The 25,814-nt window shown below is 56.9% G+C and carries 15 protein-coding genes and 12 pseudogenes; 14 read left to right on the top strand and 13 right to left on the bottom strand.

Features of this window, described 5'->3' with window-relative positions; genetic code table 11:
• Positions 1-406: 406 nt before the first annotated feature.
• The 3 genes and pseudogenes from tnpC (RGCCGE502_RS34070) to RGCCGE502_RS34080 form a co-directional block, all read right to left on the bottom strand.
• Positions 407-2,007 (bottom strand): annotated as a pseudogene (tnpC, locus tag RGCCGE502_RS34070) (IS66 family transposase).
• A gap of 213 nt (positions 2,008-2,220) precedes the next feature.
• Positions 2,221-2,427: an IS66 family insertion sequence element accessory protein TnpB gene (gene tnpB, locus RGCCGE502_RS39160; protein WP_016558794.1), complete on the bottom strand. Its 207-nt coding sequence runs from the start codon at positions 2,425-2,427 to the stop codon at positions 2,221-2,223.
• Positions 2,424-2,810, bottom strand: a complete 387-nt coding sequence (locus RGCCGE502_RS34080; RefSeq protein WP_016558795.1) for a transposase — start codon at positions 2,808-2,810, stop codon at positions 2,424-2,426. The genes tnpB (RGCCGE502_RS39160) and RGCCGE502_RS34080 overlap by 4 nt, the downstream gene beginning before the upstream one ends.
• A 632-nt stretch (positions 2,811-3,442) precedes the next feature.
• On the opposite strand from RGCCGE502_RS34080, the gene RGCCGE502_RS36395 reads away from it, so the two are divergent.
• The 4 genes and pseudogenes from RGCCGE502_RS36395 to tnpB (RGCCGE502_RS36405) form a co-directional block, all read left to right on the top strand.
• Positions 3,443-4,036, top strand: coding sequence for an autoinducer binding domain-containing protein (locus RGCCGE502_RS36395; protein ID WP_244441849.1), 594 nt, complete (start codon positions 3,443-3,445; stop codon positions 4,034-4,036).
• 64 nt (positions 4,037-4,100) lie between these two features.
• Positions 4,101-4,265, top strand: a complete 165-nt coding sequence (locus RGCCGE502_RS38665) for a helix-turn-helix domain-containing protein (RefSeq protein WP_244441851.1) — start codon at positions 4,101-4,103, stop codon at positions 4,263-4,265.
• Between the two features lie 118 nt (positions 4,266-4,383).
• Positions 4,384-4,853: pseudogene (gene tnpA / locus RGCCGE502_RS34090) on the top strand (IS66-like element accessory protein TnpA).
• A pseudogene (gene tnpB, locus RGCCGE502_RS36405) lies at positions 4,850-4,969 on the top strand (IS66 family insertion sequence element accessory protein TnpB); the annotation flags it as partial. The pseudogenes tnpA and tnpB (RGCCGE502_RS36405), both read left to right, overlap by 4 nt.
• An 85-nt stretch (positions 4,970-5,054) precedes the next feature.
• On the opposite strand, the gene RGCCGE502_RS34095 reads toward tnpB (RGCCGE502_RS36405), so the two are convergent.
• The 3 genes from RGCCGE502_RS34095 to RGCCGE502_RS36410 are packed head-to-tail and all read right to left on the bottom strand — an operon-like array spanning position 5,055 to position 8,225.
• On the bottom strand, positions 5,055-6,062 hold the full coding sequence (locus RGCCGE502_RS34095) for a tyrosine-type recombinase/integrase (RefSeq protein ID WP_016558799.1): 1,008 nt from the start codon (positions 6,060-6,062) through the stop codon (positions 5,055-5,057).
• Positions 6,059-7,042, bottom strand: coding sequence for a tyrosine-type recombinase/integrase (locus tag RGCCGE502_RS34100; RefSeq protein ID WP_019280670.1), 984 nt, complete (start codon positions 7,040-7,042; stop codon positions 6,059-6,061). Before RGCCGE502_RS34100 ends, RGCCGE502_RS34095 begins: the two co-directional genes overlap by 4 nt.
• The gene (locus tag RGCCGE502_RS36410; RefSeq protein WP_016558801.1) at positions 6,987-8,225 is read right to left on the bottom strand and encodes a site-specific integrase; all 1,239 of its coding nucleotides are present in this window, start codon (positions 8,223-8,225) and stop codon (positions 6,987-6,989) included. The genes RGCCGE502_RS34100 and RGCCGE502_RS36410 overlap by 56 nt, the downstream gene beginning before the upstream one ends.
• A gap of 167 nt (positions 8,226-8,392) precedes the next feature.
• Here RGCCGE502_RS36410 and tnpB (RGCCGE502_RS38670) point away from each other — a divergent pair.
• A pseudogene (tnpB, locus tag RGCCGE502_RS38670) lies at positions 8,393-8,500 on the top strand (IS66 family insertion sequence element accessory protein TnpB); the annotation flags it as partial.
• On the opposite strand, the gene RGCCGE502_RS38675 reads toward tnpB (RGCCGE502_RS38670), so the two are convergent.
• A complete protein-coding gene (locus tag RGCCGE502_RS38675) occupies positions 8,452-8,997 on the bottom strand; it encodes a hypothetical protein (RefSeq protein WP_016558802.1) in 546 nt (181 codons plus the stop codon). The pseudogene tnpB (RGCCGE502_RS38670) and the gene RGCCGE502_RS38675 sit on opposite strands and share 49 nt — an antisense overlap.
• Positions 8,991-10,139 (bottom strand): recombinase family protein, encoded by a 1,149-nt coding sequence (locus RGCCGE502_RS34110; protein WP_244441850.1) that lies wholly within the window; start codon positions 10,137-10,139, stop codon positions 8,991-8,993. The genes RGCCGE502_RS38675 and RGCCGE502_RS34110 overlap by 7 nt, the downstream gene beginning before the upstream one ends.
• 379 nt (positions 10,140-10,518) lie before the next feature.
• Here RGCCGE502_RS34110 and RGCCGE502_RS34115 point away from each other — a divergent pair, with 379 nt between their 5' ends.
• Positions 10,519-11,082 (top strand): UPF0149 family protein, encoded by a 564-nt coding sequence (locus RGCCGE502_RS34115; RefSeq protein WP_016558804.1) that lies wholly within the window; start codon positions 10,519-10,521, stop codon positions 11,080-11,082.
• A gap of 114 nt (positions 11,083-11,196) precedes the next feature.
• On the opposite strand, the pseudogene RGCCGE502_RS34120 reads toward RGCCGE502_RS34115, so the two are convergent.
• The 3 pseudogenes from RGCCGE502_RS34120 to tnpB (RGCCGE502_RS38880) form a co-directional block, all read right to left on the bottom strand.
• Positions 11,197-12,092, bottom strand: a pseudogene (locus RGCCGE502_RS34120) (IS3 family transposase); the annotation flags it as partial.
• Positions 12,093-12,862: 770 nt separating this feature from the next.
• A pseudogene (tnpC, locus tag RGCCGE502_RS35120) lies at positions 12,863-13,940 on the bottom strand (IS66 family transposase); the annotation flags it as partial.
• A gap of 47 nt (positions 13,941-13,987) precedes the next feature.
• Positions 13,988-14,266, bottom strand: a pseudogene (tnpB, locus tag RGCCGE502_RS38880) (IS66 family insertion sequence element accessory protein TnpB); the annotation flags it as partial.
• 328 nt (positions 14,267-14,594) lie between these two features.
• On the opposite strand from tnpB (RGCCGE502_RS38880), the gene ectB reads away from it, so the two are divergent.
• The 6 genes and pseudogenes from ectB to RGCCGE502_RS36430 all read left to right on the top strand — a co-directional run.
• Positions 14,595-15,881: a diaminobutyrate--2-oxoglutarate transaminase gene (gene ectB / locus RGCCGE502_RS34150; RefSeq protein WP_016558808.1), complete on the top strand. Its 1,287-nt coding sequence runs from the start codon at positions 14,595-14,597 to the stop codon at positions 15,879-15,881.
• Positions 15,882-16,380: 499 nt separating this feature from the next.
• Positions 16,381-16,737: a transposase gene (locus RGCCGE502_RS36425; RefSeq protein WP_176705751.1), complete on the top strand. Its 357-nt coding sequence runs from the start codon at positions 16,381-16,383 to the stop codon at positions 16,735-16,737.
• A 444-nt stretch (positions 16,738-17,181) separates the two neighbouring features.
• The gene (locus RGCCGE502_RS34160) at positions 17,182-18,063 is read left to right on the top strand and encodes a MurR/RpiR family transcriptional regulator (protein WP_016558810.1); all 882 of its coding nucleotides are present in this window, start codon (positions 17,182-17,184) and stop codon (positions 18,061-18,063) included.
• A gap of 383 nt (positions 18,064-18,446) precedes the next feature.
• A pseudogene (locus RGCCGE502_RS34170) lies at positions 18,447-18,912 on the top strand (helix-turn-helix domain-containing protein); the annotation flags it as partial.
• A 111-nt stretch (positions 18,913-19,023) separates the two neighbouring features.
• The gene (locus RGCCGE502_RS34175; RefSeq protein ID WP_040676276.1) at positions 19,024-20,544 is read left to right on the top strand and encodes an ISNCY family transposase; all 1,521 of its coding nucleotides are present in this window, start codon (positions 19,024-19,026) and stop codon (positions 20,542-20,544) included.
• Between the two features lie 299 nt (positions 20,545-20,843).
• Positions 20,844-21,104 (top strand): annotated as a pseudogene (locus RGCCGE502_RS36430) (transposase); the annotation flags it as partial.
• 245 nt (positions 21,105-21,349) lie between these two features.
• Here RGCCGE502_RS36430 and RGCCGE502_RS36435 read toward each other — a convergent pair.
• Positions 21,350-22,354, bottom strand: a pseudogene (locus tag RGCCGE502_RS36435) (IS110 family RNA-guided transposase).
• A 248-nt stretch (positions 22,355-22,602) separates the two neighbouring features.
• Positions 22,603-23,669, bottom strand: a pseudogene (locus tag RGCCGE502_RS34190) (IS110 family RNA-guided transposase).
• Positions 23,670-23,873: 204 nt separating this feature from the next.
• Between RGCCGE502_RS34190 and RGCCGE502_RS37070 the strand changes: the two are divergent.
• Together RGCCGE502_RS37070 and RGCCGE502_RS34200 are read left to right on the top strand one after the other, a co-directional pair.
• Positions 23,874-24,037, top strand: a pseudogene (locus tag RGCCGE502_RS37070) (IS630 family transposase); the annotation flags it as partial.
• Between the two features lie 595 nt (positions 24,038-24,632).
• Positions 24,633-25,778, top strand: coding sequence for a KamA family radical SAM protein (locus RGCCGE502_RS34200; RefSeq protein ID WP_016558815.1), 1,146 nt, complete (start codon positions 24,633-24,635; stop codon positions 25,776-25,778).
• Positions 25,779-25,814: the final 36 nt, after the last annotated feature.

Here is a 25,814-nt window from a genome sequence, read left to right on the forward strand (position 1 = left end):
AGTGTACTGCGACTGATGAGGCCACGTGAGTCGATTGCTCAGGTGGACGAGGATTGTGAACTTACTGACTTGCCGCAGACATGAAGCTTTCAAGTCATTGTGAATCGCGATGGACCACGGACTTTGGCGTAGTTCTTGTCAATATGACAATTCCCGGCGGGGTCATGCATCCGTTGAATCGCTCCAACAGTTGAGTAGAGACGGGAACAATGCAGCGGTTGATCGTGGATTGGGATCAACCCGCAGATCCCGTTCAGCAATCATATCTGGGCCACCTCAGATTATTGATCCAGGACCAAGCCTTCGTCGGCTCAGCGACTTGGGAAAGAGCGGTTTGGCCGGCGACAGCATTGTTGATACGAGTTATCATAGGACGATCTGACGAACTCTCCTCGGTCGTAAGCGGTTAGCCGACCACGCTCGACTCGAAGTTCCACGGCATCAGAGCGTCGATATCCTGCGCGGGCCATCCGTTAGCCATGCGAACTAAGGTCTGTGTCAGCCAGGCGAGCGGATCGACGTTGTTCATTTTAGCTGTCTGCAAGAGCGTGGCGATCGTGGCCCATGTGTTGCCACCGCCTTCGCTTCCGGCAAATAGACTATTCTTCCGTGTGATCGTTTGGGGACGGATTGCGCGCTCGACGATATTGGAGTCGATCTCGATGCGGCCGTCACCGAGAAAGCGTTCCAGAGATTGTCGGCGGGTCATTGCATAGCGGATCGCTTCCGCGGTCTTGGACTTGCCAGAGACCTTCGCCAGCTCCTTTTCCCAGATGTTAAAAAGGTTGGCGACAATGGCCGCAGACCGCTCTTTTCGTGCGGCAGCACGGACGTTGGCATCCTTTCCCCGGATCTCGTCCTCGATCTTCCACAACTCGCTCATCGCCTTCACCGAGGCTGTCGCGGCCTGATTGATACCACCGATATGCAGTTCGTAAAATTTGCGCCTGACATGCGCCCAGCACCCTGCCAATGCGATGGTCTCGTTGCTGCCGGCCTTGACCTGCTCTTTGACCATGCTCGTATAGGCGCCGTGCCCATCCACCTGGAGAATGCCGTTGAAGCCGCTCAGGTGACGGGCTACACAGCGCCCACCTCTGCTGTCTTCAAATCTATAGGCGACCATTGGTGGCCCGGATCCCCCGAACGGCCGATCATCACGTGCATAGGCCCACAGCCATGCCGTCATTGTTTTTCCCGAACCAGGCACCAGGGTCGGCAATGTCGTTTCGTCGGCAAAGACCCTGTCACCTGCTTTGATTTTCTCCAGGATGTAATCCGCAAGGATCTTGAGCTCGAAGCCGAGATGTCCCATCCATTGAGCCATCAAGGAGCGGCTCAGCGTCACGCTATCGCGCAGGTAGATTGTTTCCTGACGGTAGAGCGGCAGGCCGTCGGCGTATTTGGATACAGCGATGTAAGCCAGGAGCCGTTCGCTCGGAATCCCGGCTTCGATGATATGGCCAGGCGCTAGGGCCTGCAGCACACCGTCACGCCCTCTGAATGCGTATTTCGGCCGGCGGGTAACGATGACCCTGAACTTCGGTGGGATGACATCGAGCCGCTCGGAGCGGTCTTCGCCAATCAAAACCTTCTCCAGCCCTTGGCACTCTTCGGGGATTTCAGGCTCGATGACCTCCTCGATGCGCTCGAAATGGGCGGCAAAGCCCTTGCGCGGGCGTGCTTCCCGCTTCGGCTTGTCTTTCCGTGACTGGTCGAGCTCGCTGTCGATCGCTGCCAGGCCGGTCTCGACTTCCTCGAACGCAAAGTCGATCTGATCGTCGTTGATCCCCAGAGTCGCAGCCGTTCCGAGCGCGTGCCTTTCTGAGCCCGCTCAAGCACTTTCACAATCGCAGTGAGAGTGGCTATCCGCTCGTCCGTATCCTTCTTGAGCGCCTCAAGCCGGGTGATCTCCGCTCGAGCAGCAGCACCTTCTGCGCTCATGGCGACGATCATCGCCTTGAGTGCATCAACGTCGTCAGGAAGGTCCGAAGCAGAGAACGTCATAGCAGGAAGTAGACCACAAATAGTGATCTTTTCCTAGCGTTTACAGTAACATGCGACGGATTTCTTGGAGGAGTTTCAGCCCGTCGAAAGCGGCCTCCTGATTGTCGCCGGGCGGATCTTCTTCCAATCCATTCCGGCCAGTAGGGCCATGAGCTGGGCATGATCCAGACGGATGCGGGCCGCCGTCGCTGCCGGCCAGCAAAAGCCATTTCCTTAGATAACTTTCGAATAAAGACAGACCCCGCTGCCATCCCACCACACGATCCGGACACGGTCCTTCCGTTTGGAACGGAACACGTAAAGGGCGCTATTGAAAGGATCGAGACCGCCATCCCTGACCAAAGCCATCAACGAGGCCGCGCCCTTGCGAAAGTCGACCGGTTGACACGAGACGTAGACGACAACCCCAGAGGCGATCATGCCTTGCGTACCGCCCTAAGGATTCTGCCAAGATGATCCGGCTCGATATCCCCGGCAACACGCACCACGACGTCACCTATGACGATCTCCACCGGTGAACTTGCAACAGCTTCGACGCGCGCGAAACTAACCCTTTCATTAGCCTCTTTGGAAAGGGGCACAACCGATCCCGAAGCCAATGCCTTGCGACGCCAGCCGTAAAGCTGCGAGGGATCTAGCCCCTCGGCGCGGGCGATCGCTGACACATTCGCCCCCGGCAGCATTGTCTCCGCAATCAGCCGAGACTTCTCAGCATCCGGCCAATCTCGTGGCTTGCGCCTCGTCCGTATTGGTGTCGCCGTCAGAACCTCAAAGGCACGAGCCTGATTCACACTGTCGCTCATAGGTTTCTCCGCATGATTCATGCCGAAAATGAGCGATCTTTCGATACCGCGCTACGTGGGATGGCCTACCCGCTTACCCTCGGTACGTGGTGTATTTGCTTATAATCATGCATGCACCGCCAAAGTTGGCTGCGGCTCTAAAAACAATACGATGGCGTAAGCGTTGTGTCGTAATCGCCACGTCCCCGAAATCGGGCAATGCGGAGCGCGGCTGGTATGGCACGGGTGAATTCCACTGAAGGTATTTAGAGGCTGTTTCCTGGCCGGATATACTCTGTCGCCGATGACGCCGGGAAACCGACACCTACTGTCGGGTTTGTCGAATCCAGATATCGTAAATTTTGACCTAGCTGCTGGCAGCGGCATAATCTATGTCACTGATGAAACACGCCGAACATAGTCTAGTGAGGCTGTAGCTGCCAATCTGGCACGATTTTTGAAGCTCCCAAGTGACTAGGCGGTAGGAACTGTCGACCTGATGGGACATCCCAGGTCTGAATTAAATCCGCAAACGGTGCTATTAGCGATGCCGCCCTACCAAGGACGGCAGAGCCGTAGCCTACGGCCGAAAGCTTCGTGCACCAGATGACAACATCTGGTGCACTTAAGGAGCGACCATGGAACGCCGACGGATGAATGCGGGCGCTCAACTTCGAAGGCCAGCAGCAAGAGCGTCCGATCCATTTTCTCTGGTTCCGTCGCTGCCTTTCCCCAAGGCAGCGACGGAGGCGCTTGCTGTCGAGTTTTCCCGATTTCTCGACCAGGCTGATGCCCGATCCGATCGGTCGATCGATCTGTTGTCTAGCTTTGCCCTTAGTTTTGATTGCCCGTGGCTTGCTTATGGTCCTCTTAGACCCACCGAGAAGGTTTTGAGCCTGGCTCGACGCGATCCGAACGTGATGAATTATCCCGATGAATGGCTGAAGCGCTGTGCCGAAATGGGTTATGACAGAAGAGATCCCATCATCAACAAGAGCCGAAAGCGGGCGCGCGCCTTTCGTTGGAGCGAAGCGTACAACGACGCTAGCACGACCGAAATCGAACGGCGGATTTTCAACGATGCCGCGGCGGTCGGCTTGAGGTCTGGTATCAGTGTTCCAATCCATAGCTCCGACGGCAGCTTTGCGACTATGAGCTTTTGCTCAGCCTTTAGAACGCGAATTCGACATCAGAACAATCACTTACTCGCAACTTACGGCAGCACACTTTCACTCAAAGGTTGCTAAATTGGCAAATTCTAGTAGTACTGCAAGCCATCCTAATCTTTCTCTAAGAGAAAAGGAGTGTATTTTGTGGGTCGCGAGAGGGAAATCGTCGTGGGGTATAAGTATTATCTTAGGAATATCCGAAAATACTGTCAACTTCCATATAAAAAATGCCATGCGAAAATTTGATGTTTCTAGTAGAACAGTCGCAGCTATTAAAGCAGTCGATTTTGGTATTATCGAATTGTAAAGTAACGTCCAAGGTGATGCGCTCCCGCAGATCAAATGTGAGCGCGACGAAAAACCCACCTTTTCTTCGCTGACCAAGGCGGCGAGATAAGCTCCTTCATCGACGGGAGTGGAACGGGATGGTTGGAGATCGCGCTGATGCCATGCTTGAAGTCATGGATGAAGACATGCATGAAGCTAGGCATGAGGGAAAGTATCGTCGGATCGAGGTGATTACCGGTCGGCGCCGCGGCGGAATTGGACCGACAAAGAGAAGGCGCGGATCCTTGCCGAAAGCGCAGAACCCGACGTGAACGTCTCGGCCGTCGCCCGGCGCTGGGGCGTCAAGCGCGGCTTGCTGAATGTCTGGCGCCGCGAAGCCGAGCTGACCTCTCGACGATCCGCGCAAGCCTGCGCGCAGCAGGCCATGTTCGTGCCGGTGACCTTGGTTGGAGAACGGACGCCTCCCCAGAGCGCGTCGTCGGATATCGCTTCCGTTGCTTCCGGTCGAATTGAGATCGAGATTGCCGGAGCACGGATGACCGTGATCGGGTCCGTGGCGCCCGAGTTGGCGCAGGCGATGGTGGCGGCATTGCGAGGGCGCCGGTGATCGGACGACCGCCGAATGGTGTGAAGATCATGGTGGCGACGCAGCCGGTCGACTTCCGGCGCGGGATGAATGACCTTGTTGCGCTGGTGGCATCAGCGCTTGCGGCCGATCCCTATTAATGTGTCGGGCGAGATTATGTGACGGATCCGTCCCGGCGCCAGCCAAGACCCGTCTAATCTGGAATTCTCCGCCACATAATATTTAGATACTGTTCAGCAGTTCGAGCACGGCGTCATTTGGTCGGAAACGGACGCCAAGATCGCCGGCGACTCCAGCCTTCTCGAGACCTTTACGCATCATCTCGACATCGGCAGTGGCATAGCGGTGGGTTGTAGCGACCTGTGCGTGCCCGAGCCAGGCTTGGATCGTCAGAAGGTCAACGCCCGACTGGAGAAGCTTCATGGCCAGTGAGTGTCGGAAGATGTGCGGCGATATAGGCTTTTGGGCCAAGGCCGGCCTGATGTTCACGGCCTTGGCCACCGCTCGCCGCACGATGTGGGTTGCTCCGAAGCGCGTCAGGCGCTCGTTGCGGGCGCCGACGAATATCGGTCGCGGCTCGTGGCTCGCGATTTCGTGTTCGGCCAACAAGGCTGTCAATGCTCGCGCCAGATCCTGAGAAATGGGGATGATGCGGTCTCTGCGCCCTTTGCCGCGCAGCAGTACTTGTGGGTGCGACCGTTCCAACTGAAGGTCGTTTGCGTTGACGCCGGTAGCTTCGGAGACTCGCGCGCCGGTCCGTGCGAGGAACAGTAGAAACGTGCGGTCACGCCGGCCGCGGGGCGTCCTTGGATTAGGCGCTTCAATGAGGGCGTCCACTTCGGCCTTGATGAGGTGATGCGTCACGTTGATGTGCGCCCGTTTTATGGGAATCGTCAGCACGCGTTGGGCGACACCGAAGGACGCTGGATCGGCGGCTGCGACATGGTGGAAGAACGATCGGATCGCCGCTAGGCAGGCGTTGCGCGTGGCGATAGTATTGTTCCGCTTCTCCTCGAGTTCGTCGAGAAAGGCGAGAATGAGGTCTCGATCGAGCTCCTCGAGCACCAACGCCGCCGGCTTCTTCCGCAACCGTGTGGCGGCAAAGAGGATGAGCATGCGCAAGGCGTCGCGATAGCTGGCCATGGTCGCGGGAGTCGCGTTGCGTTGCTTGGTCAGGCGTCGGCGAAAGTAGGACTCCAAGAGTGGCGCCAGGAGTAAGTGTTCACTCATGCTGCGCCTCCATTGAGGAAGGCGCGTTCCGCCGCGATGGCGAGAAGATCCACCGAGCCAGTGAGGTAGTAGGCTGTGTCACTGTAGTTGGTGTGGCCGAGATAGGTGGCGAGTACCGGGAGTAGCGCCTGGACGTTGGCACGTTGTTGATGCCATAGGCTCATGCGGGTCACGGCAAACCGATGCCTAAGATCGTGCGGCCGCAACGGCTTGCCGTCATCAAGGCCGGCGAACTTGCGGACCTGAGCAAATCCGCTTTGCAAGCCAGTCGCCGAGAGGCGGTTGCCACGAGAGCTGAGGAAGAAGGCCTCGTCCTTGGGACTGGGAAAAGCGGCATCGCGCTCACGGGCATAGCGGCGAAGCGCTGTTTGGGTCGTCGTGTGAACGGGAACGAGACGGTCCTTGCGGAACTTCGTCTTCCGAATGAGAAGAACCCCGTTGGTCAGATCGACGTCGGAACGATCAAGCCTGACCACTTCGCCCGATCGCAGTCCCGTACTTGCCAACAGTCCGATCAGCGTCGCCATCGTCCGCCCCCTGAGGGGGATGCCTGGCGAAATGCGGGTGCATGCGTCGATGAGCGACGCCAACTCTGCCTCGCTGAGGATACGCGGAGGTGGAATCGCCCTCGACCTAGGAAAGGCTCTGCGCTCCAAGGATTCGGTTTGGGCGTCATAGACGGCGAGATACTCGTAGAAGCGGCGGAGCACGCCGTGACGAGTAGCGCGGCTGTTGGCGGCGCCGCCGAACGACAGGACGAAGTCCAGCGCCATCGTCCGGGTGGCGGGCGCATCGAACTGAGTGCGTTCAACGTAGCGGACGAAGGCGCGCAACGTACCGGCTTGTTTGCTGAAAGAGTAGCCGAGCGAGTGGCGCAGTTCGATGTAACGCTCGACCTTCTCGCGAGAAATCGGGCAAAGGCGGTCATACAGCGCCTCCGGGAAAGGGGAGTGCGACCTCGGCGAGCTGCGAGGCCGCAACCTTCACGTACAGCGCCGTTGTGTTGATACTCCGGTGACCAAGAAGATCGGCGACCTCGTTGATTGGCCTTCGCTGCCCGACAAGCTGGGTGGCGAGGCTGTGGCGCAGGAGATGTGCACCGGCGACCCGCCCGAGTTCGACCCCGCCATGCCGCAACCGCTTCCTCACGATCCTTGAAACAGGCGCCGCAGACTTGAACGCTCCCACCGGCGGCGTGAACGACAGGAACAGATACGGACTGTCCACCTTCGGTCGAGCGCGCAGGATGTAGTCGACGAGCGCCGCGCCGGTCTCCTCGAGGAGTGGCACCACCCGATCACGCTTGCCTTTGGTCCGCCGGATAAAAACCTCGCCAGTACGCCAGTCGATATCCTGCAGTCGCATGGCACGTAACTCGCCGTTGCGAATGCCCGTGGTGGCGAGCAGCAGCAGGACGGCTCGATCGCGGATAGCGACCGGCGTCGTTCGGTCGATCGCATCGATTGCGCGCCGAACGTCACCCCATGTAAGGCGTGGCGGCAGATGCGCCAAACGCCAATACGGCGTTCTCGGCACGATGCGGGCAAGATCTTGGTGATGGTGGCCAGCCCAACATAAGAACCGAAGAAATGTTCGAATGTGAGAAGTCGCTGCCGTGCGGGTGCCGGAGGTCGCCGATAGCGACAGCCGATGCTCGACAGCAGCAAGCACGTGCTCAGCTGTCAACGCCTCAAGACTTTGGCCGGGGCGGTGATGGCGGAACCAATCCAGAAAACGGCGGCCGCCCAGAAGAACGCCTTCGCGGGTCTTCGGCTCCAGGCCCCGTACCCTGCGCAGATAGTCCGAAAAGGAGGCCAGAAGCGGAGCATCCGGATCATTCTCTTCATCTGAAACGGAAATAATGAACCGCTCCGGAGCCACTCGCCGTGCATGAGCCAGAGCCGATACTGCCCCAATGCGCGGAGTATCACTAGTAAACGCGCCCAAATAGCTGTCGATTACATCTTGATGGATCGGCATCGGACCACAGTGCGTCAAGGCAAACTGGCTAAAACGCGCAATCCGGCTCAGGTAAATCTTGGCGGACGCTCGCTTATAACCGAGCGCGAAAAAATGCTCCGCGAGGCGATCCATCTCGCCACCAAGCGCACCACTACGCAGGCGCTTGAGCACCCCACGATACGAGAAATAGAACTCGAGCATGTTGTCCCTCCGAATAGCGGCGCGGGGGATCCCGCACCCATCTCAAGAGGCACAAAATATTATGTGGCGGAGAATTCCAGATTAGACGGGTCTCGGCTGGCGCCGCGCCGGATCCGCCACATAATCTCGCCCGACACATAAATAGGGTTATGTGGCACGCCACATAACCTTTCTGTGGTGACGTGTTCGTGTTCCGCGCCAAGCGATGCGATCGCCTTCGCTGCATTTATTGGGAAGGATCTGGCATGATCCTGGCGACCAACGATCTGCATTCATACTGCATCTCTCTTTCGCATTCAGTTGAAGTTTTGCCGCCTTTGAAGCGAATATGAGCCTTGGTTGTGCCTCTCTTCGGTAGTTTGAGGAGGGTGACGTCCTCAATGATGTGAGCAAGCAAGCGCTTTCGTTCGCGGTTCGGGGTCTCTGGGTTGGTCCAGAGTTTTTTGAAGTCCGCCGTGATGGCGACAAACCGCTCGTGGACGGCCTTATCGAGGATGAATTGATCGTGCTCCCGGGCGCGCTCGCGCTCTTCGCGGGCATTAGCCAAGATGCGGAGCTTCTCGTTCCATTCGCCTTCGAGCGTGTCGGCGACGAGGCGGTTATTGGGATCGACGAGCATGAAACGGCGCTGGGCGAGATCGGCTTCCGTTTGCGCGCGCTCGATTGCGCGACAGCGCAGCCGGTCCGCCTCTTCATGTCGCGCTGCGATCTCTTTGTGGACTTCAATCCCCAGTTCGATGGCTGCCGGAGTCATCTGCTCGGCGATCAGCATGCCGATGGCTTCGTCAACAGGAGGTGCAGCGATCGCCTGGCACAGGGGTTCACCGCGATTGGTACGGGCGCGATCACAAACGTACCAGGCTTCCTGCCGACCGCGTCGGGCGGCGTAGCGCATGCGAAATGCCTGCCGCATTGCCCACACACGGCCCGCCCCTGCAGCAGCGCCGGGCCTTCCCGCGGAGGTGATGCGACCGCCACGTTCCATTTACGGCAGATGTTCGATTTCAGAATCCTCAGGTTCTCCTGATGCTGCTCCCAACTGATGTAGCCGGGATGGGCATCTGGAATGCATGCTGTCCAATCATCACTACCTTGTTTGCGCACGAGCTTGTTGCCATCGATGGTTCGTCGATAGCGACGGCGGCCATAGGCATAGGCTCCGGCGTAACGTGGATTGTGCAGCACGCGCATCGCCGTCGAAGGCGTCAGTGGCTGGAAAACCGTCTGGCTGTGGTGCAAGCGAGAGGGAAAGAGAATGCCTTCCTGCCGGAAGGCCTTCACGGTCTGGGAGGCGGATCCGACGCAAGAGAACGTCTCGAAGAAATGGGCGATCGTCTCTCTGACTTGCATGTCTGGATCAAGCGTTACATTGCCGGAGTGGTCATAGACCAGCCCGGTTGGCAGCGGGCAACGGAACTCGCCACGCCGGGCCTTGTTGAGGATACCGCCGCGCAGCCGCGCCTTGATCACATGCAGTTCGGCCTCACTCATTGTTCCATTGAGGCCGAGCAGGAGCCGGTCGTTGAAGCTTGCCGGATCGTAGACGCCGTCCTCATCGAGGATCAGGGTGTCAGCAAGGGCGCAGATCTCGAGTAGACGCTGCCAGTCGGCATTGTTGCGCGCCAGACGGGAGACCTCCAGGCCCATGACGATCCCGGCATGTCCCATGCCGACATCGCTGACCAGCCGTTGAAATCCCTCTCGCCAGACCGCCGATGCGCCGGATTCACCTTGGTCGCTATCGATGACGATAATCTGCTCCTCGCGCCAACCAAGGGCGATAGCAGCGCCCGCGAAGCGCATATTGCCGCATGGCGCTCTCGGTATTGTCGATGACTTGCCGCATCGAAGATTGGCGGATGTAGAGGTAGGCGCTGCGTTCGAGGTGATGAGGCTGGACTTTGAGATGTACATTCATCGTGATCTCCGATCGTTGATGCTCATGGCGATTGTCGCAAGGATGTGAACGACGGCGCTGTGTCCGCGGTGCAGCGGCCAAGCAATTGACGATGGGTCAGGAGAAAAGCAGATGGTGTGATCGATCGATCCAAGACGCGTGGTACTCCGTTAGGTAGTTCCGATGGCCTTTAAAGGCCGTTGCCGTGTTAGGAACTCGCGTCGCGGAAACCATCTTGGCCAGTGGTCATGTGCGGCCACACCCAAAGGCCGCACATATGGAAGCAAGCGATTCAATCAAAAACATCTGCAGAAACCACTTGCAAGCGGGCGCCGTCCACATATGGAACTGGAAGGTTGTTCGAGAGGCGATGACACAGCAGGAGCGACAGGCGGCATGACACAGAACAGCCAGGAGATGACGCCGCGACCGAAGCTCGATGACGAGGCGTTCGAGGCGTTTATCAGGGGACGTCGTCCGGCATCGCTAATCTGGTCAATGAGCGGTCTCGATGGTTATCTTACGGCTCTCATCATCGGCCCGAAGTTCATCGACCCACGCAAATGGATCCCGGAAGTGATCGGTCCGGATGCCCTGAACCTGCCGATGGAGACAACCGAACATCGGGCCGTGCAGACGATCGTTGCAGAGTATAACCGCATCTCGGCGAGCCTTTCGGAAACACCGGAAGACCACAGGCCCAGGTTCACCAGGATCGATGATCAGACCTTTGATCCATTCGATTGGGACCTCTGCTTTCTGCTGGCGACAGGGTACGCGCCGAGGCTTTGGCAGCCGGTTCTTCGAGGTCATGCCGTCACTGGCGATATCATCGCGCCCATCCGCAGGCTCGGCGAGACAAAACGGAAAGCGACCCGCCAGGATGCTGCTGACGTCGCCAAAGCACTCGTCAATATCCGAACCTACTTTATGCCAAAGCGGGCAAAGCAGAAGTTCTGAAAGAAAGTGTTATTGCCATCCTGTCAACGCCGAAGGCAGTGGGCTGTTCGTCGCGCTCACAATCAAATGTGGAATCCAATCAGGACTTTACTCCTTCGTCGGGAGCGAGTGTACTGGCTTGCCGAGCTGGATATGGCTCAAGGCGATGCCTCGGTTCGCCGCCCATTCCATCAGTTTGCCACTGACATATTCCGGTCCACTATCAACGCGAATTGTGAACGGTTTGCCGCGCCATTCGATGATCTGGTTGAGGCTTCGGATGACGCGTACGGCAGGTAGAGAAAAATCCACTTCGATGCCCAGTCCCTCGAGGTTGAAGTCATCCAGGACGTTCAGCAGCCGGAACTGCCTACCGTCCTCCAGCGGGTCGGCCATGAAACCCATTGACCAGACCATGTTCGGCGCATTCGGCACCGTTAGTGCATCGGGCTTGCCCCGCTTCAATCGCTTGCGTGGCTTGATCCTGAGGTTCAACTCCAACTCGCGGTAGATGCGGTATACGCGCTTGTGGTTCCAGCGATGCCCCCAGACATTGCGTAGATAAAGGAAACACAGGCGAAGCCCCAGGTCTTCATTGCCTGCGTCAGTCCGATCAGGAGATCGGCGATCTGCTCGTTCACGTCGTTCAGCTTGGCACTGTAGCGATAACAGGTCTCGCTGACCTCGAACGTGCGGCAGGCCAACGCAATACTGACCCGCGCAACATCACTGCTTTTGCAGCCATCTCTCGGCGTTGAGATGGCCGCGTCATTTTTTTGCAAGAGCCTCCTTCAGAGGCTCGGCCTGCATGCTCATCTAGGCATACATCTTCTTCAGCCGACGGTCCTGGTCTTCCAGAGCCTTCATCTGGCTGATCATCGAGGCATCCATGCCACGGTATTTGGATCGCCATTTGTAAAATGACGCCGTGCTCATTCCATGTTCCCGGCAAAGCTCGGGGACAGGGACACCACCTTCCGCTTGGCGAAGGATGGCAAGGATTGGGGTTCGCTAAATCTGCTCGTCTTCATCAAAATCTCCTCGGCCATAAAGCCCGAGAAAATTCTACTTTTGAAGCCCGTTAATTCGCGGGGGGATTACCAACCAGGGCGCGTTCTTGATGCGTGGGCTGAACCGCGTTCAAGGAGAATTTAGCCTGACTGCAGTCGCCTATAAAATTAAAAGAGCCACCACCCTTGTTAGCATTTCGGAGCTGATCGGCGCTATGAAGGCATAGTTGGGAAAAGGCACCACCTTCTGGCCACCTGCTGGCCCAATCGCGTTAATGAGAAAAACTCCCAAAAAATCCTCATCGCTCCACGACGAGTCCCCGTAACCCCGGTTCCTTCAACGTTTTGGGGCGGTCTGAAATAGGTGGACACCAAATCATGGAAGAAGATGATCAAAAACTGCAGGTGAGGCTTGTGGCGCCCGACGGTCAGCGTCGATGATCTGCTTCGAGAGAGCGCCTTGTTATCGCCTATCTAGAACCCGGCGTCTCGGTCGCGCCTGGCGCTCGAACACGGGGTCAATCCCGACCTCTTGCGTAAATGGATAAATAAGGCCAAGCAGGCGGCCAGTGCTATGCGTCTTAGGCATCAGCCTTCCTTCCAGTTCAGGTCAGCACGGATTGGAGCCTGCCAATGCAAGGTAGCGGCTTGGATATGCACTCGCGTGAGGGCGAGCGGCCGACGAAATCCGAAATGATCGAGCGGCATTCATCTCGCGCCGTAAGCGCTCATTTCCAGGCGTGTTGACGTGGCCCATTTGACGGGGGTCGCTGTCAGAAGGCCGTATCGGATCAGGCAGCGGCCGTTTTGGCGAAGTTGAAGGGCAGGAGGTCGGTGATGTCGGCGTCTGTGGCGCGCTGCGGCAATTCGCTAAGGACATGGCGCAAGTAGGCCAACTGTTCGATGCCGTAGGCGCGGAGGTCAGTGTGAGGCTGGATACGACGGCATTTTGCGAAGATTCTAATGTCGCGGACAAGCAAGGTTGTTGTCGATCGGCATCCTGCTGCCTTCTAGCGCGTCAGGCACTCCCACTGGTTCAGGGTGTAGGAAACGGCATCGCCGATCTTGCTGTCGGGCAGGACCTTCGGCGCTATGTCGTCGAGCCATGCCTTAAGAACGTTCAGGATGGGCAAGCTATGTTGCTGGCGGAAACGGCTAATGCAATCGGCTTGTGTTTCGTCCTTGTCCGGCTTCTCGTTTGCCCGCCTGGCTTTCAATCCGGTAGAGCTGCTCATAGAACTTCAGCGCCTGCTCCACCGTCCTTCTTCCTTGCCTTGAGGGCATCGACAAAGCGACACCGGGAATGGGCCATACGTCCCAGATGGGTCGCCCCTCCCAGCGTGCGCCATGCGGTGTAGCCATCGCTCATCAGGATGCCGTGGCAACCGCCGAGAAAGGCCTGCGGGTGTATCTGGCCGCGGCCGAGTTGATAATCGAGAAGTACGATCGGTTCGTCGCTTCCTCGCCGCTCCGATACGCCCACATGAAGGATGTGCTATTGGCCTCCCTGTCCGTCTCCTTCAGGTTTGAACCGTCGTCTCGTCGCCGAGGATGAGTGCTTGCGATCTGAGCCGCAGCTTCAGCGCGTCATAGATGCGAGAGAGATGGCTCTCGCTCGAGCTGATCACCCAATGGCCCAGAGCGGCGCCGCGGCTGATGGGAACGCCGGCACGCTCGAAGGCCTGCGCCAGGCGGTAGAGCGGCGTGCCGTCGGCATGTTTATGGACGAGCGCGAAGGCCAGCGTCGAGGCCGTCGCGATGCTGCCCGGGAAAGGCTGCACGGGCATTGGCGCAAACGACAACAGGCGTATTGATCCCGGTGCGATCGCAATGGCGGCAGGCATACCCGAGCCGCACATTCTGCAGGAGCCGGCGATCTGGTATTGCCGCACCGGACGGCGAGCCATCGGGTCGATATCGATACCATCGAGGATCCAGTGGAGCTGCTCGGTCGAAAGTGTCACCGCCGCCGTCTCCCGGCGGGGCCATCGGAACCTGTCTTCCGTCCATCGCTTCAGCACAATCACAAAACCGAGCCGATCGACTTTCGGGCTGGCATCAACAGTCTTGCGGTTCTGTTGCCGTCGCTGGGTTTCCACAATGGGATGACGTCGCCTCGCATGAAATGCTGGGACTGAAGGGGAACATCGAGGCCGCCTGCTTGTACGCCCATCTATGACGACCCGATCTCGCATTCGCGTGTCCCGCCGGCAGAACGCGAATATGTGCCCGTGGACAGAGGAGACTCAAGGTTGCTGACACAAAGCCACCGTCAGGGCGAAAACAGTGCGGCTCTTGATCGGAATCCCTCCGGGTAATTCCTGGATTTCGACGATTTTCGATCTAAGCCGTTGCCAAAGAATGGTCGGTGACGATACTACCATCCAAGGTAGGCGCACGGGTCGGCGGTGTCGTCTAAAATGGTAAGATTACAACTTGAAATTGGCTGGCAAAAGCAAACCGCGACCGCATCGCGACCCGTTTGCGTGACGCTGTGATGCAATCGTCTGATGGAGGAAGATCATGCTTCAAGAAAGTAGCTCCAACTCGCTATTTGCCTTCGAAACCCTCGAGTCGAACGTGCGGTCATATTCACGATCCTTCCCTGTGGTGTTCAGGAAGGCGGCAGGAGCCATTCTCGAAGACGAAAACGGTTGTGAGTTTATCGACTTTCTTTCTGGAGCGAGTGTCCTTAACTACGGTCACAACGATCCCGACATCCTTAACGACGCGGTGGAATACTTACAATCAAATCGGATTATCCACGCGTTAGACATGGCTACGTCAGTGAAACGCGAGTTTATGGAGTATTTTGACGAGATAATATTGCGCCCACGTGGTCTAACATATAAATTTCAGTTTGTTGGTCCCACGGGCGCCAACGCCGTCGAAGCAGCTTTGAAACTTGCACGCAAGATTACGGGACGGCACAGTATCATTTCATTTACCAATGGCTATCATGGCGTGAGCTTGGGCGCACTCGCAGTAACAGGAAATCGATATTTCCGAGATGCAGCAGGTCTTCCGCTTGCGGGCGCGGTGTTCATGCCCTACGACGGCTATTGGGGCGCCGATAAAGATACTACGGAATACCTCGATAGATTACTTGCTGATGATAGCAGTGGTGTCGATCTGCCGGCAGCCATCATTCTCGAAACCATCCAGGGGGAGGGCGGCATCAATCCCGCGAGCAAAGAGTGGTTGCAGTCACTTGAACGGATTTGCAGAAAGAACGGAATCCTCCTGATTGTCGATGACATCCAAGCGGGGTGTGGCCGAACGGGCGAGTTTTTCAGTTTTGAGTTTGCCAATATATCTCCAGACATCGTTCTTTTGTCGAAGTCACTCAGCGGTTGTGGGCTGCCGCTATCACTTTTGCTGCTCAAACCCGAATTGGATGTTTGGCAACCGGGCGAACACAGTGGGACTTTCAGAGGCAACAACCTTGCACTCGTGACGGCCACCGCTGCTTTGCGAAAGCACTGGACGACTGAAAACCTGTCAAAGGGTGTTATTGAAACGGGACGCATCCTAATGGAGCGTCTACGGCAAGTCGCTCAAAGCAATCAAGGATCTAACCTTTCTGTGCGCGGAAGAGGCATGATGCTGGGGCTCGACTGCAGTGCGAGAGAACTGGCAGCTGAAATCGTACGCCGGGCGTTTAAAGAGGGTCTTGTGGTAGAGCGTTGCGGCGCGGAGGACCAGGTTATTAAGCTTCTTCCTCCTTTGACTATCGACAGACCGACCCTTCAACACGGTCTAGACATACTGGAGAAATCTGTGCACGCATGCGTATCGGGGGTAAGTTGAATTGGCGGAGTCAATTGCGTTCGGGCGACGGCATCGGGCCTACCGGCGTTGGCAGCACGCACCATCCGGTTGTTGCCAGATCACGTTGCACCCGTCGGGCCGCTCAGATTGCGACAAGGCTACGGAACCGGTTAGCACTTCGAAAGGACGGCGCGGCCTGAGGGTGGGGGAACGAGGTGTCGAACTCTTGGGTGAGCAGATAACTGTTTTCCAACATCTCGGATCCCGGCGTTCGATCGATCTCTGTCGCGCATGCCACAACGCGGTGGCCTCCCGCAATCATTAGCTCAACCGCCGGTCGGAGAGCACTGCAGTTTTGTCGGATTCATGACATGGATTAAGGCTGACGCGGCATTTGGAGCGAGAGTTTGCGCATGATGCTCCTGTTTTTGAAGGATTGGCCTTTCAAGTGTTCAAGGGGTACCGAGACTGGTTTAAAGCCGGTGTATTCGTTCGGCTTTTTGACGTGTGCTCGGACGAACCGGACATGGAATATGCCATGGTCGACGCCTACATCGTCAAGGTCCACCGCCACGGCAAAGGCGCAAAGGGGGACTCAGAGCCAGGCCATGGGCTGCTCCAAGGCGGCATGACCACCGAGATCCTCGCGCTCACCGATGAGCGGGGCAGCTCAATCTATCGTCGCTGGTCTGAAGGAACGCTCGTCATCTCCAAACACCCGATTCGGGCTCAGCCCCTTCCTCTTGACGCGGAGATGTACGCATGGCGTCACCTGATCGAAAACTTCATCTGCAAACTCAAGGAGTTCAAGCGCATCGCAGTGCGCGCCGACAAGACCTACCAAAGCTTCAACACCATCATTCATCTCGCAGCAGCCGTCATAAACTCTGGATGAATCTCAACAGGCGGTAGTCGAGTTCTCGATCCTCCTGCTTCTCATAATTCTATAGTGAAGAAAGTCTGTTTTTGTGATTTCCACTCGGTTGGCAGAGAATTTGCATGCCCTCCTCGTCATTGCAACCTAACGCCAGGAGAAATTAATGGAACGAAAATACAATGTCTTTTAGCAGGACCGCGAAGAACCCCTTTTGGGGCATCTTCGTGCGGAGTTGGCTTCTGGTTTGTCCGGATGAAGATGATGATGCCCTGCGTCGCCACCTCATAATGGCGCAATCGGGTCAGTTCTCGGGACGCTCCAGCGCGTGATAGCCAACTCGCGCTACGTGAGGCATCGCGAAATGGCAGCGGTTCTCAACAAGTAGGGCCGCCTCAATCCACGGTCGAACGAAAAAACCTTTGTCAGTTAGGGCACTTGCCCAGTAGATCTCAGGAAGCAAGAATGGATTTTCCAACAAGGCGCATAAAGGACAGCTATGAGCAGTTTCCTCGGCAAATGAAGGTCGCTGCGCGTTGGTTGGTTGATCATCCAACTGAAGTCGCGCTGCTGTCAATGAGGGAGCAGGCGCGCCGAGCACGAGTGCCCCCGGCAACGTTGACGCGACTTGCAAAACGCCTGGGCTTCAATGGCTTCGACAATTTGAAGGAGGTTTTCGCGGACAGCGTTAGGGGAGTTCCGGAAAGCTTCGGTGGAGAGGAATTATTGGCACGAGGTGAGATCGCCGGCGATGGCGTCCTCATTTGCGATACAGTTAATACTTTGCAGGGTCATCTCAGCAGATTGGCCCAGCCATCCGCCATCGCCACGTTGGCGGCAGCGGCCGACCTCATAGCGGAGGCAAAACAAATGTTTTGCATCGGCCGCCGTTTGAGCTTTCCTGTCGCCTATCTAATGCACCATCTTGGATCATTGCTTGGCTCGCCCACAACATTGATCGATGGGATGGGCGGCACTTCCGATGATGCGCTCCGTTCTATCGGTCCAGAAGACGCTTTGCTGGCCGTCACAGTCAGCCCTTATACTCGCTTTACAGTACAGGCAGCCGAGTTTGCAGTGTCGCGTGGCGCGAAACTCGTCGCTTTGACGGACAGCGACTTGTCTCCAATCGCTAGATCTTCTCAAGTTGTGATCCGCGTTCGCACCGAAGTCCCTTCGTTTATCCACACGATGACTCCGGCATTGGCCGCAATAGAATGCCTCATGGAATTGATCGCCGCGAGACGGGGACACTGCGCTCTTAAAGCTTTGGCTGCAAATGAAGAACATCTTGCAGGATTCGACAGCTATATCCTGAATAGCGGCGTCAGTACGAACTCTAGCTAAAGAACAGGAAATTTGGACGCCTGTTTTCCGCCTTCCCCGACTTTTTGCGGTTCACGTTTGCGCACGCGGCAGAGGTTCATTACCATTATCGTTGGTCCCCCACATTTACGGTGGTTGTTTTCGGCACGAAGGTCGCGAGGATCGTGCCAGCGGTGCCATCGTCTGACCGAGAACGGCGTGGACGAGCTCCAAAATCTCCTCGCCGACATACGGACATGGGATGGTGGAATCTCCCAGTTTCTCGTCGATGAACAATGCGATCCGGATGTGGTCGAACGCGTTAGGGCAGACGAGATGGAGCGCGGCTTATAATATCGGCCTCTCCACCAAGCCAAAATGCCTTCGCCGGACGGTCACCATTCTTTGCGCTCCTCGGTGGTGAAGTGCCTTTGTCGAATGATCTTCGTGAGCGTGTTGTAGCGGCCGTTCTGAACTGGTCGCAGCGCGCTATCGCGCGACCGGATCGGTTCGTCCGGCAAGACGGGCGGCCATCGCAAACGGATTCTGGAGCCGCATCGTGGATTAATTGTCGAGCGGCTCGAACAGAACCCGCACGTGACGCTGCATGGGTTAAAGGCGGAATTGGCATCGCGGGGCATTGTTGTCTCCCACAACACGATCTGGGAATTCATCCGCAGCGAGGGACTCCGCTTCAAAAAAACACTGTTCGCGCTTGAGCAGGCTCGTGCCGATGTCGCTCGCAGAAGGGAGCGATGGAAGACCTTGCAACATCATCTCGATCCCGACCGGCTGGTCTTCATTGATGAGACCTGGATCAAAACCAATATGACACCCATCAGGGGCTGGGGACCAAAAGGCAAGCGTCTGCGGGCGTTTGCGCCGCATGGTATAGCGCGACGATCAGGATGAGACGGCGCATTGCCTCGCCTGAACTGCTCCCTGAGAATGGGTTATTGCCTCATCTAAATTGCTCCCGACGAATCAACCTCGGGAGCTGTGATGAGGAAGGTAAGCATGGCGACACGTGCGGAATTGGTGGCGGCGATCAGTTGTCGCTATGTGTTAGGCGGGCGGGCCGAGAAGGCGAGGATGTTAGACGAGTTCGTGGCGCTCACGGGCTTTCATCGCAAGCATGCGATGCGACTGCTGCGAGGAGAACGCGAACCGGCGAAGGGTGGTCCTCGGCCAGGGCGCCGGGTTTACGGCGATGACGTGCGGGCAGCGCTCGTCGTTGTTTGGGAGGCGTCGGATCGAATTTGCGGCAAGCGACTACACCCCCTGTTGCCAACACTGATCGAAGCGATGGAACGTCATGGACACGGCGATATGAATAGCGAGACGCGCCGGCAACTCTTGACGATGAGTCCAGCGACGATTGATCGGGTCCTCAAGGAGATTAAAGCGAGCGCCACGGGTCCGCGGCGCCGGAAAGGATCAACAGCGATTCGGCGTAGTGTTCCCGTTCGAACCTTCTCGGATTGGGATGACCCCGCACCCGGCTTTGTCGAGGCTGATCTCGTTTCTCATTCCGGCCCGTACGCGAGGGGTGCCTTCTCGCAAACGCTGGTGTTGACTGATATAGCCACAGGCTGGACGGAATGCGCGCCGCTGCTGGTTCGCGAGCAAACGGTACTGATCACTGCGTTGGCCGAACTGCGCAAGTTGCTGCCGTTCCCGCTGCTGGGCTTCGACACCGACAACGACAGTGTGTTCATGAACGAGAGTGTTCATGAGTATTGCTTGCGCGATAATATCGAACTTACCCGTTGCCGCCCTTACCGAAAGAATGATCAGGCATTTGTCGAGCAGAAGAATGGCGCGATCGTGCGCAAGATCGTTGGATACCGGCGCTTCGAGGGGCTGCGAGCCACTCGGGAGTTGGCCAAGCTTTATTCGTCAATGCGGTTGTTCGTGAATTTCTTTCAGCCATCATTCAAGCTGAAAGAAAAGCACCGTGACGGAGCCAAGGTGATCAAGCGCTATCATCGTCCCGCCACGCCCTATCAGCGGCTGCTTGACGACCCACGCACGCCGGAGGATACATGCCTTTGGCTCAAGGCGATGTACCTGACGCTCGATCCGGTCCGGCTGCTCCGCGACATACGCCTGGCACAAGAGAGATTAGTCGAAATTGCTGACAAGCCTGATGGTCCGCCCGCCACCGACGGCGAGGCATTACCGCTCGAAGACTTTCTGTCTGGCTTACGGATTGCCTGGCGTGGTGGTGAAGTGAAACCGACTGCCCGCTCCAAGCCAGCGGCCAAGCGAGAGCGGCGGAGGCCCGATCCTCTACTCGCCGTCACTGCCGAACTCGAGGAATGGTTCGAGGCGGAGCCTTGGCGAACTTCGCGAGAGTTGCTTGAACGCATGCAGGTCAAATACCCCGGCGTGTATCCCAACGGCCTCATTCGGACCGTGCAGCGCCGAATGAAGATCTGGCGCAGTACACAGGCCAATGCGCTGGTGTTCGGGCCATTCGCCGATGCCGCGCGGCCGACGGAAATCGTAGAGGTCGCGTAGTGAAATCATTACCGAACAATACAGGAATGGCATCCGCGCTCTTACCGCCAGGTTGGCCTTCGACAACCCGACCCGACCGGAAAACATGATGACCGCCCGCGAATCCGCCCGCTCGCTACAGCGCTATTGAGGGCGCGCTCGCGAGCGGCTTCGCTACCTCCGTCACCTGCACCAGGTGCGGGGACACGATCGGAACAACCCGTGAGGCATTCGAGAACATCCGAGTGAGGCAACGGCATTATCTAGGAACACTCTTGGGTGAGGCAATACGAGTCTCACCTTGATTGCCGCCGCGCACGCATGGCCACTGGCGCACGCTGACATTCCTCGGTGCGTTGAGAAACGACCGGCTGGCAGCGCCTTGTGTCTTCGACGGACCGATCAATGGCCAGTGCTTTCGCGCCTATGTCGAACAGCAGTTGGTTCCCCTGCTCAAGCCAGGCGATATCGTCATTATGGACAATCTCGGCAGCCACAAGTCGGCGACAATCCGTCAGGCGATCAAAGCCGCAGGTGCAGAGCTCTGGTTCCTGCCACCCTACTCGCCGGGCCTCAATCCGTGTATGGGGATGGCTCCTGCGAGTCAAGGATACGATCGGTTCAGGCAAACAGGTCGGTTGCGGCCATGTATACGGCGTCTGATATGCAGCGAAACTGCTGCGCGCCCTGATGAACATCCGCTTGGAGAACAGGTCCCACTCAATTAAGCGCGCTCGAAGAGCTTCGGATTGATCGGGGTGTCCTGGTTCTACGTCTCCGCTTGTTTGCCAACATCTCACGTTGCCCTGACCATCTCGAGAGCCCGTCAGGCGGTTTGCGGCTCGTATCGAGACCCGTCCGCGCAGGACGGCAAAAATCATTCTTGCCATGCGATGCGCCAAGGCAATCGCGACAACCTTCGTCTTCTTTCGGATCAGCATTCCCGACAGCCAGTCGGATCCTGGCTCCCGCTTGAGCCGACGTCTAAGCATTATCTGCGCCATGGCGCCAAGATACAGCAGGCGCCGGATGTATCGATTTCCAATCTTCGAGATACCACCCACTTTCTGCTTGCCTCCGGTAGAGTGAGGCTTGGGAGTAAGGCCGAGCCAAGAGGCATCGTCCCTCGCGCAGTCAGAGTTGTCGACATCCGGTGTCGTTGCCGCGGTAATCGTCGCCGACAGTACCCCCACACCGGGGATCGTAGCCAGACGCTGACTTATCTTGCTTTGCTCGAAAGTCTCTTTGATCTCGTCGGTCAGCTGCTCGATCCGCGTGGTCGTTAGTGCAGTTGGGCAAAGGGTAAGATCAAGGGCATCCGAGCCGCTTCCGGCAACTGATCCACTGCTTTATTCGATCGACATTCTGCGCGCCCTTCGCCGTTATGATTCCGAATTCCGTCATATGCGCGCGGATTGCATTGCCAATCTGTGTTCGTTGGCGGACCAGAAAAGCCTCGCGTGCGGTGAAGAACCATCACCGACGAGCAGGCCTCACTCTTGATAGCGACGAAACGCATCGAGGGTCGCGTTACTGCCTCACAGGTGGCGGACGCATCTGCAGCGTCGGTCTTTCCGCGCTTCACGTAATGCTTCACATAGGACGGCGGCATCAATCGCACGTCATGTCCCATTTCCTGAAGCTTGCGTCCCCAATCATGAGCGCCCGCGCAAGCCTCCATGCCAATAAGGCATCGCGGGCGATTTTGGAAAAAAGCAAGCACCTGGCTGCGGCGAAGCTGGCGGCGTGCAAGAACCTGGCCGGTCTCGTCTACACCGTGGATTTGGAAGACGCTCTTTGCGAGGTCGATGCCAACTATGGAAAAGAACACAAGGGACAAAACGCTTTCGACTGGCGGCTTTTCCTTGGGTTCGGTTAGGTTTTGACCGAGCATTCGCACCGATCGGCAAAGTCTTTCTTTCCGCCGGACAGTTCGCTTTTGCTGTCCTTCGGTTCTGAACCATTCTCCAATACGTGACCTGATGCCGGTGGCTTCGGTCACAGAGTGGCGTTCGGCTCCCGGTTTCCCATTCTCCTTGAGGAGCGCAGCCCAGTCCTGCCGGGCTCGCTAAGAAAACATCAGGACAACCGGGATATCGTCGACGTGCCTTCCATGGTGCTTTCACCGCGCCGCTCGTAAGCGCGCTGGTCACGCAGGATCTGGAAGGCGATCGTCAAAAGCTTGCGCGCGATGGCAACCCGCCCTTGTTTACTCCTCTGATCTTCAAGTGCTCGTATCGGGCGCGAAGCTGCACATCGCTGGCGATGGCGGGGGTGACCGCCTCGACGAAAGCCCAGCGCAGCCACTTGTTGCCCTGCTTGATGATCTTGCCGTGGAAGGTCTTGCCGCCGGAGGAATAGGTCGACGGTACAAGCCCGGCATAGGCGGCAAGCTTCTTCGGGTTGCGGAACCGGGATATATCGTCAATCTCAGCGTCGATCAGCCGGGCGAAGAACTCGCCGATGCCGGGGATCGTCTTCAACAGCTTGACGTTGGCATTGGCCTTGGTCATCGCCCGGATCGTCGCTTCCGACTGCTTGATCCGCACGTCGATGTCGCCGATGAAGTCGAGGCCACGGTCGATCTGGATGCGGTCGATCTCCGAGACGTTGACCTGCGCCAGCTGGACGCGACCGGTCTTGCCGAACAGATCGCCGAGCTTCTTGAGTTGGGCTGTCTGCTCCGGATAGCGGTCAAACACCGTGACGATCCGGTTCTTCGTCATCGTCCGCAGCCGCACATAAAACATCCGCTCGCGCAGCGCGACGCGAAGGTCCCGAGATTTCTCGCTTGGCGCCCAGGCTTCCGGCACCAGGTCGGCTCGAAGCAGATGCGCCAGCACTGTCGCATCGATCTTGTCGGTCTTGATCTTGGCGTCGGCGATCGCCTTGACCTTCGGCGGATGGGCGAGAACGACATCATCACAAATGTCGTCGAGCCAGTCGTACATCACCATCCAGTTGCGCGTCGCCTCGACAACCGCATGCTAGTTCTCCCGATAGCGTTCGAGAAACCCGCCGAGCGACTGTCGGTCGTTCTTCACCCGGCCGGATCTCAGCGTCTTGCCGCTGCTGTCCTGAACCACCAGGTGGCTGTAGGATTTGTGGTAGTCGACCCCGATATGGTATTCATAAGAGGCAGTCATGCTTCCAACTCCCTTATTGAGATCTTCGAAACCCCAATAAGATAAGCCGAGAGGCTGGAAGTGTGACTGTCCCTCGATCATTACCTGCATCTCAGTGATCCGTTCTCTCAGCGGGCGCGTCATCTTTCATGTCACCTCCTTTGCTCGGACAATGACATCCAAAACTATGCCGCAATACGCCGGTGGATGCAGGAGCCATCCGCACCATCAATCGAGCAGGCATTTTCCAAGATCAAGCATCGGATGCGCAATGCACAAAAGCGGACAATCGACGATACCTGGCGGCACATCGGCAGGCTGGTCGAAACAATCCAACCCGGCGAATGCGGCAACTATCAAATGCCGGCTATGCTTCTATTAAGAAATAAAGTGCTCTATGCCGCCGCGCCGTCGTCGCGCACAAGCCAGGTTCCGAAGAACTCTCCGCGACAGTCTGGAGCTTCATCTCTTTGCTAAAAAGACGACGCCGATCAGTGTCGACAATCTCAACTCGTTCAAGAGCCGCATGGCCTTTTTTGACGTCAATAAGGACAGTCAGTGCCAAATCCGACAAATCCTACAACGCGACCCACCTCGGATGCCTACATTGGAATGACTGATGTTGCCGGTTTTCGAAGAGGAAACCGATGACAAGGTATCGCACCCATACCATGGAATTCACATGGGCCGTCGACAGGAATCGGAGGCGCAGACAGCGCTCGGGCACCCTTCGAAGTCCCATAGCTTCGAAAAGCAACGGCTCAGATCATCGCTTTACGTTCGCCATGTCAACTTAAGTGCATTGCTATTCCGGCCGGGACACACTGCAGACGCATGTGTTTGTTGTCGATGCCGCGGGTAATGATCCGAATTTGCCTCTCTTTACTGGCAATCAGATCGTCGACGGCACGGCGATTGCATGGGCATAAAGAAGAAACCGTTATGACCGACCTGCGTCTCGCAGTCTCCAATTAAGTGCTCTAGATGAAGACCAGCCGAATTACCCAGAACAAGATGACAAAAATATTGAGAGTGGGTCCGCTCAGCAGTTCGGACCGACGGTTGCCGTCCAAGGCAATAAATTTCATTGAGGGCGCGCGTGCGGTAACCCAGGACGAGCTGCATGCTAACAACATCACGCACTATCGCGTTACAAGATTCTATCGTAAACAGATCATTAATAGTGGTTATTACGATCAGCTGAAATTTATCGTGGAGCCCTCATACAAAGAGTTCGAAAGTGATGGCAATCTGGACACCAGCGGCGAGCATGATAACACGGTCGTGCCCGGATTTCAGCACAAGTACGCTCAGACGGGACTGTTGCTGGCAACAGACCGCTGCGCTTCATACTGCCGCTATTGCTTTCGCAAACGCATCGTCGGCAAGGACTCAGATGAAATTGCAGCTGACTTAGGGAAAATTGGACGATACATTCGAAATCATCCTGAAATGACGAACGTACTCGTATCGGGAGGTGACCCGTTCGTACTCAGCACCCGCAGGCTCCATGAAATTCTTGATCATCTATTGCCAATTCCAAATTTGAACTCCATTCGCTTTGGCACAAAGGCATTCGCGTACGCCCCCAAGAGGTTCGAAGATCCCACCTTGATGACCTTGTTCAAACGGATCCAGGACGCAGGTAAGGCCGCACTCATCGTCACCCATTTTGACCACATCGGTGAAATCTCCATCGACGCAGAGCGCAACATCAGCTCTCTGCGTGCACGAGGCGTTCAGTTCTTTAACCAGTCTGTGCTTCTGGCGAAAGTCAACGATGATCCGGAGATCTTGGCCATGACCTTTGCCAAATGTCATCAGATGGGGGTCCGCCCATATTATCTCTTCCAGGCTCGGCCGGTGAAAGGTGCGTCGCATTTTCAGGTTCCGCTGCGTCGGGGACTAGAGATTGCGCGCGGGACCAACCAACTTCTCAGTGGCATTCAAAAGACGTTCAAATATATCATGTCGCATTACACAGGAAAGATCGAGATTCTTGACCTTGGAACCGACGGCCGTGTGTACATGCGATATCATCAGAACAGGGCTCAGGAAAGCGTAGGGAAGATATTTTCTCGCCCATACCTTGAGGGCGCCTGCTGGCTAGACGATTTACCCGAGGAATGAAAATCAAAAAGGCGCCTGTGGTGGCTGGCGTATGGA

Origin of the sequence: Rhizobium grahamii CCGE 502 (assembly GCF_000298315.2) — a bacterium.
GTDB classification, from domain to species: Bacteria; Pseudomonadota; Alphaproteobacteria; order Rhizobiales; family Rhizobiaceae; genus Rhizobium; species Rhizobium grahamii.